The organism is Gilliamella sp. W8136, assembly GCF_016101285.1.
Lineage (GTDB): Bacteria > Pseudomonadota > Gammaproteobacteria > Enterobacterales > Orbaceae > Gilliamella > Gilliamella apicola_N.
On sequence record NZ_JACFQU010000004.1, the window covers coordinates 29,317 to 44,645 of the forward strand.

15 protein-coding genes and 1 other RNA gene are annotated in these 15,329 nt (G+C 35.1%); 7 read left to right on the forward strand and 9 right to left on the reverse strand.

Annotated features, from left to right (window positions below; translation table 11 throughout):
• Positions 1-174: 174 nt before the first annotated feature.
• From xseB to H3T96_RS03140, 6 genes are all read left to right on the forward strand, one after another.
• Positions 175-420 carry an exodeoxyribonuclease VII small subunit gene (gene xseB / locus H3T96_RS03115; protein WP_065738748.1) on the forward strand — a complete coding sequence of 82 codons (246 nt, stop codon included), beginning with the start codon at positions 175-177 and terminating at the stop codon, positions 418-420.
• A complete protein-coding gene (gene ispA, locus H3T96_RS03120; protein ID WP_144091577.1) occupies positions 413-1,282 on the forward strand; it encodes a (2E,6E)-farnesyl diphosphate synthase in 870 nt (289 codons plus the stop codon). The genes xseB and ispA overlap by 8 nt, the downstream gene beginning before the upstream one ends.
• Positions 1,283-1,297: 15 nt before the next feature.
• A complete protein-coding gene (gene dxs, locus H3T96_RS03125; protein WP_198248589.1) occupies positions 1,298-3,160 on the forward strand; it encodes a 1-deoxy-D-xylulose-5-phosphate synthase in 1,863 nt (620 codons plus the stop codon).
• 7 nt (positions 3,161-3,167) lie between these two features.
• Positions 3,168-3,452: a cell division protein ZapA gene (gene zapA, locus H3T96_RS03130; RefSeq protein WP_065738746.1), complete on the forward strand. Its 285-nt coding sequence runs from the start codon at positions 3,168-3,170 to the stop codon at positions 3,450-3,452.
• A gap of 65 nt (positions 3,453-3,517) precedes the next feature.
• Positions 3,518-3,699, forward strand: a non-coding RNA gene (gene ssrS / locus H3T96_RS03135) — 6S RNA.
• Between the two features lie 32 nt (positions 3,700-3,731).
• Positions 3,732-4,277, forward strand: coding sequence for a 5-formyltetrahydrofolate cyclo-ligase (locus H3T96_RS03140; protein ID WP_144091575.1), 546 nt, complete (start codon positions 3,732-3,734; stop codon positions 4,275-4,277).
• 203 nt (positions 4,278-4,480) lie between these two features.
• Here H3T96_RS03140 and H3T96_RS03145 read toward each other — a convergent pair whose 3' ends face one another.
• The 9 genes from H3T96_RS03145 to rnr form a co-directional block, all read right to left on the reverse strand.
• Entirely contained in the window at positions 4,481-5,089 is a 609-nt protein-coding gene (locus H3T96_RS03145) for an AAA family ATPase (RefSeq protein ID WP_144091574.1), read from the reverse strand.
• 11 nt (positions 5,090-5,100) lie between these two features.
• A complete protein-coding gene (locus H3T96_RS03150) occupies positions 5,101-5,958 on the reverse strand; it encodes a class II fructose-bisphosphate aldolase (protein WP_144091573.1) in 858 nt (285 codons plus the stop codon).
• 12 nt (positions 5,959-5,970) lie between these two features.
• On the reverse strand, positions 5,971-6,375 hold the full coding sequence (locus H3T96_RS03155) for a tetratricopeptide repeat protein (protein WP_144091572.1): 405 nt from the start codon (positions 6,373-6,375) through the stop codon (positions 5,971-5,973).
• A 14-nt stretch (positions 6,376-6,389) separates the two neighbouring features.
• Positions 6,390-7,679 carry a PTS sugar transporter subunit IIC gene (locus H3T96_RS03160; RefSeq protein ID WP_065738741.1) on the reverse strand — a complete coding sequence of 430 codons (1,290 nt, stop codon included), beginning with the start codon at positions 7,677-7,679 and terminating at the stop codon, positions 6,390-6,392.
• Positions 7,680-7,700: 21 nt separating this feature from the next.
• Positions 7,701-8,003, reverse strand: coding sequence for a PTS sugar transporter subunit IIB (locus H3T96_RS03165; RefSeq protein ID WP_065738740.1), 303 nt, complete (start codon positions 8,001-8,003; stop codon positions 7,701-7,703).
• A gap of 26 nt (positions 8,004-8,029) precedes the next feature.
• Positions 8,030-10,120 (reverse strand): transcription antiterminator, encoded by a 2,091-nt coding sequence (locus H3T96_RS03170; RefSeq protein WP_144091571.1) that lies wholly within the window; start codon positions 10,118-10,120, stop codon positions 8,030-8,032.
• A gap of 188 nt (positions 10,121-10,308) precedes the next feature.
• The gene (locus tag H3T96_RS03175) at positions 10,309-10,923 is read right to left on the reverse strand and encodes a hypothetical protein (protein ID WP_144091570.1); all 615 of its coding nucleotides are present in this window, start codon (positions 10,921-10,923) and stop codon (positions 10,309-10,311) included.
• A 14-nt stretch (positions 10,924-10,937) separates the two neighbouring features.
• Positions 10,938-11,690 (reverse strand): 23S rRNA (guanosine(2251)-2'-O)-methyltransferase RlmB, encoded by a 753-nt coding sequence (rlmB, locus tag H3T96_RS03180; RefSeq protein WP_086308866.1) that lies wholly within the window; start codon positions 11,688-11,690, stop codon positions 10,938-10,940.
• Positions 11,691-14,168, reverse strand: a complete 2,478-nt coding sequence (rnr, locus tag H3T96_RS03185) for a ribonuclease R (protein ID WP_144091569.1) — start codon at positions 14,166-14,168, stop codon at positions 11,691-11,693.
• Positions 14,169-14,938: 770 nt separating this feature from the next.
• Here rnr and H3T96_RS03190 point away from each other — a divergent pair.
• Entirely contained in the window at positions 14,939-15,307 is a 369-nt protein-coding gene (locus tag H3T96_RS03190) for a hypothetical protein (RefSeq protein ID WP_144091568.1), read from the forward strand.
• Positions 15,308-15,329 lie beyond the last annotated feature (22 nt).

Here is a 15,329-nt window from a genome sequence, read left to right on the forward strand (position 1 = left end):
TAATCAATTAAATTAACGTTGTTGAATTTACGTTTTTTAAAGTACATTGTCGAAATTACATTATTAAATTTTGTCAAAAAGTTTCAGGTAATGCATACGTTTGAGTATAAAACATCTTAATTCACCATTACTGAAAATACGTGTATACTCATTTTGTACAACAAGGAATACAATATGGCTAAAAAACAAGTAACTGAACCTAGTTTTGAAGAAACACTTAAACAACTTGAAACCATTGTTTCACAATTAGAAAATGGTGATTTACCATTAGACGAAGCATTGAATGAGTTTGAAAAAGGTGTCAAATTAGCTAAATCAGGTCAAAAGCAATTACAACAAGCGGAACAACGCATTCAGATATTATTATCTGAAAATAGTGATGCAGAACTATCTGAATTTTTAACCGATAATAATGAATAATTTAAAACCATTACAAGAGCGAATCAATACGTTCTTAACGACATATATTGCTCAGTTCCCTTCTTCTAAATTGCAACAAGCTATGAACTATAGCTTGCTAGCTGGCGGTAAGCGAATCCGTCCAATACTGGTCTATTTAACTGGGCAAATGTTTGATTGTCCGTTATCAAAACTTGATGAAGCAGCGGCTGCAATTGAAATGATTCATACTTATTCATTAATTCATGATGATTTACCGGCTATGGATAATGATAACTTACGACGTGGAAAACCGACATGTCATATCCAATATGGACACGCTGAAGCGATACTTGCTGGTGATGCATTACAATCATTAGCGTTTAGCATATTATCTGAAAGCCAACATCTGGATAATCAAGTTAAAATTAATATGATTGCAGAACTTGCCAATGCTAGCGGATTAGCGGGTATGTGCTTAGGACAGTCACTTGATTTGCAAGCAGAGCACCAATCTATCACCCTTGAACATTTACAAAAAATCCACAACTATAAGACTGGAACATTAATTAACGCGGCGGTCCGATTAGGTGCATTTGCCAGTGGCGATATAAGCAAGCCTTACTATTCCTTGCTCGATAGCTATGCTCAAGCAATTGGACTCGCTTTTCAAATTCAGGATGACATTTTAGATGTCATTGGTGAACAAGCTATTATGGGCAAACCTAAAGGCTCCGATATTATACATGAGAAATCTACCTATCCTGCTTTATTAGGCTTACAAACAGCTATAGGCATGACAAAACAGTTATATGATCAAGCTATCGATAGTCTCAACCAAATACCTTATAATAGCCAACCACTGCAAGATCTCGCTGGTTTTATTATAAATCGAAATAGTTAACACGATGACTTAATGATAAAAATGAATTTGGATAATTATCCCTTATTAAAAAAAATTAACTTTCCAGAGGATCTACGATGTTATCCTCAATCTCAGCTGCCTGAAATTTGTCGTGAGTTAAGACAATTTTTGTTAAATTGTGTAAGTCAATCTAGTGGACATTTAGCATCAGGGCTGGGGGTGGTTGAATTAACAGTAGCACTGCATTATGTTTATCACACCCCTTTTGATAAAATTATTTGGGATGTTGGTCATCAAGCTTATCCACATAAAATTTTAACTGGCCGACGTGATCAAATGCTCACAATCCGGCAAAAAGGTGGACTTCATCCATTTCCACATCGCAGTGAAAGTGAATATGATGTCTTAACTACAGGCCATTCTTCAACTTCTATCAGCGCCGCTTTAGGTATTGCTATTAGTGAGCAAAAAAAACAATCCGGACAAAAGGTAGCGGCAATCATTGGGGATGGAGCCCTCACCGCTGGTATGGCATTTGAAGCAATGAATCATGCTGGGCATATTAAACCCGACATGTTAGTGATTGTTAACGACAATGACATGTCAATTTCGGAAAATACGGGTGCACTTAACCAACATTTAGCCCAAATTCTTTCAAGTAAAACATACACTTCTTTTCGTGAAAGTGGCAAACGAGTGCTTGCTAATATTCCACCTTTAAAAGAATTATTAAAAAAAACCGAAGAACATTTAAAAGGTTTAGTGACACCAGCAATCTTATTTGAAGAACTTGGTTTTAATTATATTGGTCCTATTGATGGGCATGATGTTGAAAGTTTAGTAACCACTTTACAAAAAGTTCGGCAGCTAAAAGGCCCTCAATTGCTTCATGTTATTACGCAGAAAGGCAAAGGTTACGCACCAGCAGAACAAAATCCAACTTTATGGCATGGTGTACCAAAATTTAATCCCAAAGATGGAATATTGCCAGAGACAAATAAAGTTATACCAACCTATTCTCAAGTTTTTGGTGATTGGTTGTGTGAAATGGCGCAAAATGATAAACAACTAATGGCTATCACTCCTGCAATGAGTGAAGGATCTGGCATGACCAAGTTTGCCAATCTTTATCCAGATCAATTTTTTGATGTCGCCATCGCTGAACAACATGCAGTGACACTTGCTGCGGGTTTTGCTATTAGTGGTTTAAAACCAATCATAGCAATATATTCAACTTTTTTACAACGTGCTTATGACCAAGTTATTCATGATGTTGCCATTCAAAACTTACCTGTCTTATTTGCTATAGATAGAGCAGGTATTGTTGGTGCCGACGGTGAAACGCATCAGGGCTCATTTGATTTAAGTTTTATGCGTTGCATACCTAATTTTGTCATAATGACGCCTAGTGATGAAAATGAGTGTCGACAAATGCTCTATACAGGTTATTTACATAATGGTCCTGTAGCAGTGCGATATCCTCGTGGTGAAGGTGTTGGAGTGCAATTAGAACCATTAACGCCCATACCAATAGGTGAATCAAAATTATGCATTGAGGGAGAAAATATAGCTTTACTCAATTTTGGCACATTACTACCTGAAGTTTTACAGGCGGGTAAAAAAATTAATGCTACAGTCATAGATATGCGTTTTGTTAAGCCATTAGATGAAAAAGTCCTTTTGCACATTAGCCAAACTCATAATATACTTGTCACTGTAGAAGAAAATAGTATTAAAGGCGGTGCTGGTAGTGGCGTCTGTGAATTTTTATTATCTAAAAAAATAAAATGTGATATTTTAAATATTGGATTACCAGATAAGTTTATTCCTCAAGGATCTCAAAATGAGATGAGAGATGAGATGGGATTAAACTGTAAACATATTATAGAAAAAATTAATGAATTTATAAATCAATAGGTTAAATATGGAAACTCAAGCTGTCACTATTCAAATTTTTGGACGTACATTAAAATTCAATTGTCCGGTTGATGAAGTTGACGCACTAACCAATGCCGCAAAAGATTTGGATGAGCGCTTATCTAATTTGCGTGAAAAATCTCCACAAATAGGTAGTGAGCAACTTATCATGACCGCAGCACTCAATATTTCTTACGAGTTAACTAAGGAAAAAGAAAAAAGTAACGAATTTAGCCATAGGCTAAAAATGCTACAACAATTGCTTGATTCTGCTTTGAATACCAACAATTAACGTTTTTATTTGTAAATTTGATAAAAACTTCCTTGTATCATTTGTTAAATTCTGTAATATTATATGCATCTCTGGGATGTTCGCGATGTGGGTTAGTCCCCTGAGCCGATACTCTTTATATTAGAATGATATGACTTTTGATTGGTGTGTAAGCCTTACTTGTAAGGAAACCTAAAAATCGAAACATGTTGTTCACCTTGAACCTTGGGTTCAAGGGTTACGACCCTAAACGACATCTTGGAGTGCTTTTATCTTGTTTTATTTCTACAGTGATAACTGATGAATATTAGACAGAATATACGTCAAAAAAGGCGTCAACTCTCCTTAACCGAACGCATTAATGCGCAAAATTCTATTTATCAACAAATCACTCAACATCAAAATATAAAATTAGCAAAAAATATAGCAATATTTCTATCATTTGATGGTGAAGTGGAAACGAAACCGATTATAGAATATCTATGGCAACAAAATAAGTCTGTCTATTTGCCTGTTATACACCCATTTGCTTCTTCGCATTTACTCTTTTTAAAATACACCCCACAAACATCTTTAATTAAAAACAAATTTAATATACTGCAACCAGCTTTAAATGTACTAAATGTATTACCATTCCAAAAATTAGATATTATTTTTACTCCACTGGTTGCTTTTGATGAAAGAGGTTATCGTATGGGTATGGGTGGAGGATATTATGATCGTATGTTAGCTAATTACCAAAGCCAGCAAATTCTGCCTATCGGTCTGGCGTTTGCCTGCCAAAAAGTACCTCATATTGATAATCAACCATGGGATGTCAAACTACCAGAAATTATCTACGCTTAATATTATCAATAATGGCAATAACCCAGTATGGTTAAGCATTATTGTGCAAACTTTTTTAATTCTTATCATTGATTTGCTGTTGAAATGATAAAAAGTAAGTAAGCAAACAAAATAACTATGCCGACAAAACTGAGTCGGCAAAGCTAAGTTGAAAAAGATAAGTTGAAAAAGCTAAGTCGGCATTTTTTACCTAAAAAGAGTTGTTATTTAACAATTTGTTTGAGTTCATCTAATAAACTTGAATAATTGACCTTTGCATAGTGGGTTACATCTACTTCAATCACTTGACCTAAAGCAAACTGATCATACTTTCTGGTTTGACAGATTTGATAAAATTGTTCTTTCGTCACTAAATCGTCGGCTAAATTGCGATCTTCAAGTTTATCACCATAGTGATAATGTTGCATAATATGACTCAAATGACGTTCTGGCGAGCGGTCGCGCAGGTAGCGACGTTGCCATAATATATCAAAGTCAGCAATTAAGCGAATTGTAACCACTTGATAATAATAGTGATCAGCAAATTCACTGAGTTGCTTTTTTTGCTTATCACTGAAAGGATATTCAGAAATGATGATCTTTTTACCTGCATCCATATACAGTTGCAACACACCATAATAAAAATGCCAGACTTTGTGTTCTAATGCCTCTTTTTCAGCTTTAGAATTAAAACCGATCGATTCGGCATACAAAACTTTAGCTTCATCGGGTGTTAATACAAAGCTGTCTTTAAATTGCTGTTGCAATTGTTTAACTAGATACGTTTTGCCTGTACATGGACAACCTGCCAGTAAAATTAAATATTTCTGCATATCAATGCACCTCAGTTAACACGACCATTCACATTAAGAAATAAACTCATTTTATGCTTCACAATTTCCTTTACTGCCTGATTAGCAGGAATAACATTGTGGCGTAATGATTTATTGACTTCAGTTTGTGCGAACTTATCTTTGGCCACTTGTGTCCAGTTAACTAATAACTCGGTACCTACATTAAATTTGCGAATACCATTATTAATCAATTCAGGGTAATCTTCTTCTTTAACACCTGTCCCACCATGAATAACCAACGGAATATTGACAAGAGAATAAATTTCTTTCAATAACGGAATATTCACTTCTGTTTTTGATTTAAATTGTCCATGATTAGTGCCAATCGCAACGGCTAGAGCATCAATACCCGTTGCTTTAACAAATTCTAACGCATCTTTAGGGTTAGTATAGACTTTGTCATTATCATCAACCTTAATCCCCTCTTCTGTGCCACCTATGGTGCCCAGCTCCCCTTCAACTGATACTCCACGCGCATGGGCATATTCAACAACCGCGCGCGTTTTTAATATGTTTTCTTTAAAAGGCAGTGAAGAACCATCAAACATGACTGAGGTAAAACCGCTGTCGATAGCTTGTTTAATATCATCAAAATTTTTGGCATGATCTAAGTGCAATACAGCATCGACTATCTCTTCATCTGCGATGGCTTTTACTGCATTTACCAAAACTTTATAGCCAATATAACGTGCCGTATCGACACTTGTTTGGATAATAATGGGGGCACCTACTTCTTTGGCTGCTCGAAGCATATCGGGTAACATTTCTAAATTATGTGTATTAAATGCACCTACGGTAAAATTAAGCTTTTGTGCTAATGAAGTGACAGCTTTTAAATTGGTATACATAATAATTTTCCTTTAATCTCGTAGAATCGTAACTTGTTTGGCGATATTACGCATGGAATCCATTTTATTCAGCCAAAAATCGATATCAGCCATTGACCCATGTGTTGCAGCCTCGGCGCGTTTTAGGTTATATAAACTCATTAAAATTTTATAACCCTCTCCAATTGATTTTTTATGTTGTAAACTGATTTCTAAATACTCAATCGCTAAATCAATACGTTCTAATTGGTAATACAACATTCCTGTTTTTTCGTATAAAACAGCCAAAAGTTTTGCATCGTCACTGTTCGCAATTTGTTGTTGCAATTGCTGAATCGATTGCTCAATTTGAACGATTTGTTCTGATGTTAAACTGGCTTTTATTTCGGTCTTGGGTTCTTCGACTTTTGGTTTGTTTTTTCTGAAGAAGCTAAACATAGCAATTATCCTTGTTAAAAGTGTTTCAAAATTGGACCTAACACCCACGCATAAAGTAATGCGACTGTAACGGTATCCACATCCGTTGCTGTAGCATTAACAAAGCCCATTTGCGTAAAAATAGTAACCAGCAGTGCAGGCAATAAGGTAATAAAAAAGCCATGTGCTATCCCGCCAATTAAAGCACCACGACGCCCACCAATCGCATTACCAAATATGCCTGCGGTTCCCCCTGCAAAAAAGTTAGTTAACATGCCAGGTAAGATCATCGCTAAACCAAAGAACGGCAGTGTTAACATCGCAATCACTGTACCAATTGAAGTAGTAATAAAACCTAAAATTACTGCATTTGGGCTATATGGAAAGAACACCGGACAATCAAGCGCTGGAATGGCATTTGGTACCACTTTCATGGCAATTCCCCTAAACGCTGGCACGATTTCACCCAGCAATAAGCGCACGCCTGCTAACAATACATAGATCCCTACCACAAAAATAATTGATTGTGTAAAGGCATAAATCACATAGTTTTGTGAGCCTGATAAAGTTGAGGCATATTGTTCACCCGCAAACAGTACAGTAATGACATAAAGTGGTACCATAACCACCATTACAGATAGATAAGTATCTTGTAAAAATTCGAATGACTTGGGCAATTTCATATCTTCAATTGAGCGTTTGTTCTCACCTTTTTCACCCACTACATAAGCAACACCCGCTTCAAATAGATAACCGATTGTACAAAAATGACCAAGAGCAATATCATTTGATCCTGTCACTTTATAGATAATTGGCTGCGCAATGGCTGGCATCATTACTGCAAAAATAGCACCAATTAAACCTCCCACTAAAATTAAAGCTATTCCAGAAAGGCCTGCTACACTACCAAATACGGTCGTCATGGTCGCCATCCACAAAATCGCCTGTCCAGTTAAAAAGATATACTTCCAACGAGTCAAACGAGCAATAAGAATATTGAAAATAAAGATCATCAAAAAGGTCAGTGCAATATCGCGACCTAAACCTAGTTGATTCATGGCTTGTCCATTTATGGCTTCAATGGATGGAATAATTCCCTGCATATCAAAACCGGCGGTAAAGATTTGACCAAAATAAGTCAAACTACCAACAATAATGCTTGAACCTGCATTTAACACCTGAAAGCCTAATAAGGTTTTTAGTGTTCCTGAAATAATTTGTCCGACTGATTTTTTTTGTAAAATAAGCCCAAGCATGGCGATTAAACTAATGGTTATTGAAGCCTGCGTTAAAATATTGTCGATAATAAAGTTAATCACATTCATAATATTCTCCTGTTATCGCGACTAAATCAGTCCTTTTTGCTGTAAAACGGGGCAAAGCTTTTCCTCAATTTCAACTTTGGAAACAATATTTCTAAGAAACACGATGGTGGTTTTATCGTTGATATTGAATTTGGCAAACTGTGGGCGAAAGTTTTCAGCCGTGATAATGATATCGGCATTCATCGCCGCAGCGGATGAAATATCAGTATGATCTAAATTAGCTTCAATACCTTTAGCTTTTAGCACGTCTTCGGTAGCCATTTGTGCAGCAAAACTACTGCCTAATCCTGCGCCACAAACAAATAAAATAGTTAAATTACTCATTTTCAATCCTCCTACGACTGAGTTGTTTAAGCCGATTTTGTTTCATTAAATAAAATTGTTTTAAATTCCTGTACCGATTGGCACGTGGTGAGTTGCGTAAGTTTTTGTTCATCATTAATCAACTCAATTAAGCTACGCATAATATTGAGATGAGAAAAAGAATCGATGGCTGCCAAACAAAATATAATTTTTACTGGCCCCATATCTGAGTTACCAAAATCCACGGGTTCACGCATCGTTACCACACTCACCCCTAATTGATTCACGCCATCTTCTGGTCGAGCATGTGCTAATGCTAAATCCTTTCCTATCACAATATACGGACCATATTGTTCAACCGAGCTAATCATGGCTTGGATATAGGATGGTAAGATGAAACTTTTTTTTAGTAGTGGTTCAGCAGCAGTAGTGATAGCTTGTCGCCAATCACGGCAATCTTGCTGTAATATGATGTCATCATCAGTCAAAATATCTTTCAACATAGGCTGAATTTTCCTTTTATTGATTTTAAGATTATTAATCGCTAAACACTTCTCAAGCCGGTTATAGATTGGTGCAGACACAACGCCACCACTTTCTTGAATTAAATTAACAAGAGAGTAAAAAAGATCAGTGGCATCATCTAAATGGTTGACAATTCGTTGGTTAGATCGGTGTTTAGCTAGAAAATCGGTGATAATGGGATGATTTTTTTCTTTCAAAATGGGTTCTAACACCAATACGGGATGAGCCGAATGCTGTAACGGAAATGTAGAAAAAATTAAGTCATAATCAAGCTGATCTAATAGATCAAAATTATTTCGACCTAGAATGGCCAAAATATCAATATTAAAAAACTCTTTGAGTGTTTCAGCTAATAAATTAGAAGTCGCAATGCCATGATCACAAACAACCACTGCTTTAAAAAAATAGCTACGATCTTGGTTAATTGCACTAGCAAAAGCAGAAAAATGAATTGTTAAAAAGGCGATTTCATCGTCAGAAACTTTATGACTTAAATTTGCTTCAGGGCTTTGTATAAAGCGTTTAATTACGGTGTAAATTTCATCGTAATTTTGTTTAATATTATCAAGTAACGGATTAATAATGTGGATATTATTACTTACTCTGGCAATCAATCCTGCTAAGTGTTTACAAAGGTTTTCATAAAGTTGTTCTTGTTTGGTTGAAAATGGAATTTGTGTTTTTTCTTCAACATAATTCACCAATTTAATTGCCAATAACTGTGCATTTAACCACTCGACATAGTTATTAATATCTTTAGTGTTGAATGCTTCAAGCATGTAGATAATATATTGTTGTTCTTGTCGATTGGTTTGCAACTTTTCATGTTGGCAAACTAAATGAATAAATTTTGTGATTTGCCCCGATTCATGGTGTTTAAAATCGGCTCTAACCATAGTTAAATGATGTTGATGTTGATTGCGAATGACCCAAATGGCAGTAAAAATTACAATTTGTTGAACATAAATTTCATCATGAATTTGACTGATGGTTTTATGGGCAAGTTTTAATAGGTTTATAATCAGATTTTGAGGTACATACTTAAAGAGTAATTGCTGTATTAAACTCAGTTCATGTAATGGTTTATTCAATTCTAGATTACCATAGAATTGGTTAATTGCTTCATACATCATTAAACGAATAGAGCGCTCTAATCCTATGAGCTGCATTCCTTGTTTAGGCAAGCTGGTTAATTCAATATCGTATTTTTTTAATCGTGTTTTAAGTTTACGAATATCTTCATCTAATACACTTTTCGAAACAAAATAGATATTTTCTTTATGACATAAAATAGTTGGGCAGCTAGAAAAAGCAATGGATAACAACAAATCAAATTGGCGTTCATCCTTACTTAAAATGGGTGAAATAGATACCCCTAATAACGCATTATGGACTTGCTGTTTTTGTTCTTGTGTGGCATCAATGATAAAGCCTTTATTACGTACCGTTGAAATTTCGGGTAAACATCTTTTTTGTAAAAAAGCATTAATTTCATTAATTTCATTGCGTAGCGTTCGGGCACTAATTTGGAAATCTTCCGATAGCATTTCGACAGTTAAAGGATAGTCGATGGAAATAAATTTCTTAAATAATTCAATGGTTCTTGTTCGCATAAACTTATTCACCTATTTACTTCTTAAATGCAGTATAAGTGAGATAAATTTGCTTACCTAGTTGGTATTTTTGCAAATATAAATTGCAAAATTTACAGATTGGAAATAATCAAAGAAAGGAAATTAAGAAAAGATAAAAAATGAATCCTGCTTTAAGGATTCATTTAATTATTTTTTAGAAAATAACATTAACCATGTTTTTCTCGTTTTTCAATTGCGGTTATCAATGGGCGATGACATTTATAGATCATATCTGACGGAATCATGATCAGTTCAGCAATAGGTACTGTCCAATCAGGAATTTCTGTGTTGTCAGGATTTTTTTCATCAATGGGGACATCCACTGCAAAACGTTCAGTATTAGCAAATAATTGCTGTTTCTTCGCAATATCTTTATCGTCTGCATCACTAAGCATACGACAATTATCCAACACGGTTTGGGCAAAAACTTCTGGCCAGTTTTCGGGTACATTTTTTAACGTAACGAGTTCAGAAAGGTACCGAAGCATGTCACGAAATAACAACAAATAGACCATTTGTAAATTGCGACCTGATAAATTAGCCAGTTGTTCATCGTTCAATTTATCATTTATAACACTCGGTCCCCATTTAAAAAATAGAGTATCCTTATATTGGTTGATGATCGGTTTGATGGCTTTGTATTGCGTTTTTACCACATTATCAATTTCACGTGAAATTTGCATAGTCGGATAACCAACATTATTACGACCATGAAGATCTCGCCCTGAAAGCGCTGGCATTTCTTTTTTGGTTGGTAATAGTTTTTTAAGCAATCCTAGCATATTACCCGCCCTTACTATTTACTCTTTTGGCGTACAATTTCAAATAAACAAACACCTGTTGCAACTGATACATTAAGCGAAGAGACAATGCCTGACATTGGAATACTGACTAATTCGTCACAATGTTCTTTCGTTAAACGACGCATGCCCTCACCTTCTGCACCCATCACCAAAGCCAGTGACGTCGGGGTCGATGATTTATAAAATTCAGTTTGATAAAGCGTTCTATCGGCTTCACCAGCAGTACCGACAATCCAAACTTGGTATTCATCTTGTAGCATTCGCATGGTACGCGCTAAATTAGTTACTCGCACAACAGGAACACTTTCTGCCGCACCGCACGCTACTTTTTGTGCGGTAGAATTAAGTGGTGCTGAGCGATCTTTTGGCACGATAATAAAACTTACACCAGCTGCATCAGCTGTACGTATACATGCCCCTAAATTATGTGGATCAGTCACACCATCTAAAATTAAGATGACAGGATTGGGTTGCTGTTCCATCAGTAGTGGAATATCGTTTTCATGATAACCACGGCTTGGTTTAACCATAGCTAGAATACCTTGATGGACACCATTTTTGGTTTTTTCATCCAACCACTGACGATTGGCTACTTTAACAGGCAATCCCAGTTGTTCCAATTGATGAATAAGGGCAATTAGACGTTTATCTTCACGCCCTTTAATAATAAATACTTCAATAATTCTTTCTGGTGAACGCGCTAATAATGCTTCAATAGCGTGCATACCATAAACTGTTTCACTCATCTATTTGCTACTCTTTGTTTTAACTCGTTGTTTTTTAGTTGTCGATTTCGATTTACTGTTTTTCTTAGTGTTATTTTTTGATTTAGTTTTAGTTTTTACAATCGCTTTCGCTTTTGTTTTGGTCTTAGTTTTACTTTGGGTTTTGCTTTGGGTTTTATTTTCAGCTTTAGTGCTAGCATTAGTACTTCTTTTCTTGCTGGATGATTTTTTCGCTTTTCGTTTAATGGGTAAATCAACACTTAAATCGATTTTATCCTGTTTGGATCTATCTTTGGCTGTTTTACCTTGACGTTTCGGCTTATTATTACTTCCCACTAACGAAAAATCAATTTTACGTTCTTCTGGATTCACATTATCGACTTTAACTTGTACTTTATCGCCCAAACGATATACGAAACGAGTATTTTCGCCGATAAGACGGTTGCGTGAGCCATCAAAATTATAATAATCATTTTCAAGTGAAGAGACATGAACTAAACCGTCAATAAACAAATCATCTAAACGAACAAAGAATCCAAAATTAACGACACTTGAAATAGTTCCATTAAAGACTTCACCAACATGATCTTGCATGTAATCACATTTAAGCCAATCCACAACATCGCGAACAGCTTCATCAGCTCGACGTTCTGTCATTGAGCAGTGTTCACCAAAGTAAAGCATTTCACTGGTACTATAACGATAACCACCCGTTTTGCTTGTTTTGTGATTTTGATCAGCTAAAATCCATTTAATGGCTCGATGTAAGAGTAAATCTGGATAACGACGAATAGGCGAAGTAAAGTGTGCGTACTCTTCAAGTGCTAAGCCAAAATGTCCACGATTTTCTGGATCATAAATGGCTTGTTTCATTGACCGTAAAATAACAGTTTGTAGCATATCATGATCTGGTCGCTCTTCAACCGCAACCATTAACTCAGCAATATCTTTTGGTTTAGGATTAGAACCACCTCCAAGTGATAACCCAAGTTCACTTAAGATACTGCGCAGATTATTCATACGCTCTTCATCAGGTTTATCATGTACACGGAATAAAGATGGTACATCAGCTTTAATCACGAATTTTGCAGCAGCTACATTCGCTAAGATCATACATTCTTCAATGATTTTATGAGCAACATTACGCTGAGTCAATTCGATACTTTCAATACGTTTATCGGCATTAAAAATAAATTTTGGTTCTTCGGACTCAAAACCTATCGCACCACGTGCAATACGAGCTTTATCAAGTACATTATAAAGACCTTGCAAGTTTTCAAGATGTGGGATTAAATCACGATAATGCTCACGTAATTCTTTATCACCATCTAAAATCTTAGCAACTTTGGTATAAGTCAATCTTGCATGCGAATTCATCACAGCTTCGTAAAATTCATAACCTGTTAGACGACCTTTATTTGATACAGTCATTTCACACACTAAACATAAGCGATCAACTTGCGGGTTTAACGAACAAAGCCCGTTAGATAACACTTCTGGTAACATAGGGATCACGCGAGATGGGAAATAGACTGATGTACCGCGTAAGCAGGCTTCTTTATCTAATGCTTTACCTGGACGAACGTAGTAACTTACATCTGCAATTGCGACCCATAAGCGATAACCTCCTCCACGATTTTTTTGGCAATAGACAGCATCATCAAAATCTCGAGCATCTTCGCCATCAATTGTAACCAAAGGTAATTCACGCAAATCCTTGCGTCCTTTTTTGGCATTTTCTGGAACTTGTTCGGTAAATTTGCTGGTCTCTTTTATAACCGCTTTCGGTAATTCATAAGGGATCTCGTGATTACGAAGCGCAATATCAATGGCAAGATTGGTTCCCATAATTTCGCCAAGCACTTCTTTAATGATCCCTACCGCTTTTTGACGACGCTCTGGTCGTTGCTGTAATTCAACTACCACAACAGAGCCCATACGTACCGTACGATCAGGTTTGCCCACAATCAAAATATCAAAATTTAAACGACTGTCATCTGGCACTACAAAGCCGACACCTTGTTCGATAAAATATCGTCCGACAATAAAATTACTACGTGGCTCTAAAATTCGCACGACCCGTGCTTCGACTTTACCACGATATTGGGTTCCCAATGGTTGAGCTAAAATCACATCGCCTTGTAACACTTTTTTCATCTGTTCAGGTGATAAAAAATAATCCTCTGGATTACCTTCTACTCGCAAAAAACCAAAGCCATCACGGTGTGCAATTACACTTCCTTTAACCATATCAAATTTTTCAGGTAAGGCATAACATTTGCGGCGGGTAAACACGACTTGTCCATCACGTTCCATCGCACGCAAACGACGATGCAAAGCTACTTTTTGCTCTTCACTTTTAATCGCAACAGCTTGGGCAATTTTCTCTAAATTGGCTGGTTTTGCTTCTTTTTTAAGGTAATCTAAAATAAGTTCACGACTGGCAATTGGAGAATCATACTTTTCTGATTCTCTATCAAAGAAAGGATCTTTTATCATAAGTAACATCCTGTGATCTAATATTAATGCTAGCATAACACAGAGTGATATAACTTAAAATGAACATTCAATTTATCAAGAACAATCAGAGGATTCTTAATTCATTTTTAATTTTTATTAATAAATTATTAATATTGATAAACACAAAAGACAGATATCAAGCTTTATTACATTATACATCAACAGCAATTTACTATTCAGACGATAATTTAGATCATAAAAAATTAGACGGTAAAAATGATTGGGCTAAAAAATTATCGAATGTATCTTCTTAAAATAACGCATTAGTTAGTTTCAATTAAATGTTATTTTCACTAAGCTATTTTTATGTTAGCTGTAATAATAACGATCCACATATTATATATAAGCAGTCATTTTATTTACTAAAATAATATAAGCAATTTAAGTTATATAAGCTATTTCAATCTAGTAATAACTCTATTAACGCTTATAAAATCATTATTATCTTTTTGTTTACTCTTTATTTTATTGCATCCAATTAATACCCAATTAATTGATATGTTTTCTTTTAGAATTTGAATTACATTAATTTCTGAATTTAAAAAATTTATTAACGAAATAGTTTTTGTTTTTTTAACCTTTCCAACACATACAGTTATATTAATTAAACAATTTTTTATATTCAATTTTCAACTGTATTATTGTGTTATCTTATTGATTTACAACATGCTATGCATCAATATAATATTGATATAAAATTTAGTTATAACTTAGATAATAATTTCGAACATAAGGAAATACTGAAAAACATGAAAAAAACGATTGTTTTTATTTTAGAAAAAATTCTTTGGGCTTGTATAATATTACCAGGTTTGTTCGTTGCAGGCCTTGTAGACTATTCAGTAGAAAGTTGGCATGGCATATTTACTTCTAAGAACGTAAAATTGGCATCTTCTTCCTTTATGTTATCAATTATTACTGTATTTATAATATTTATTTGGGATAAACAATGTGAAAATTGGTTAAAATACTTATTTATCGCTATCTTTGTATGTATTATAGCGTCGTATTTACCTATTTTTTCACCTTCCGTCGCCTATTTTATTCGAGCCTATGGTATTTATAATATCGTTGTTATAGGAACGGTTTTAGCCCTTTTTGTGTTTTTTAGTCATTGAGAAGTTTCCCATTGCTTTAAAA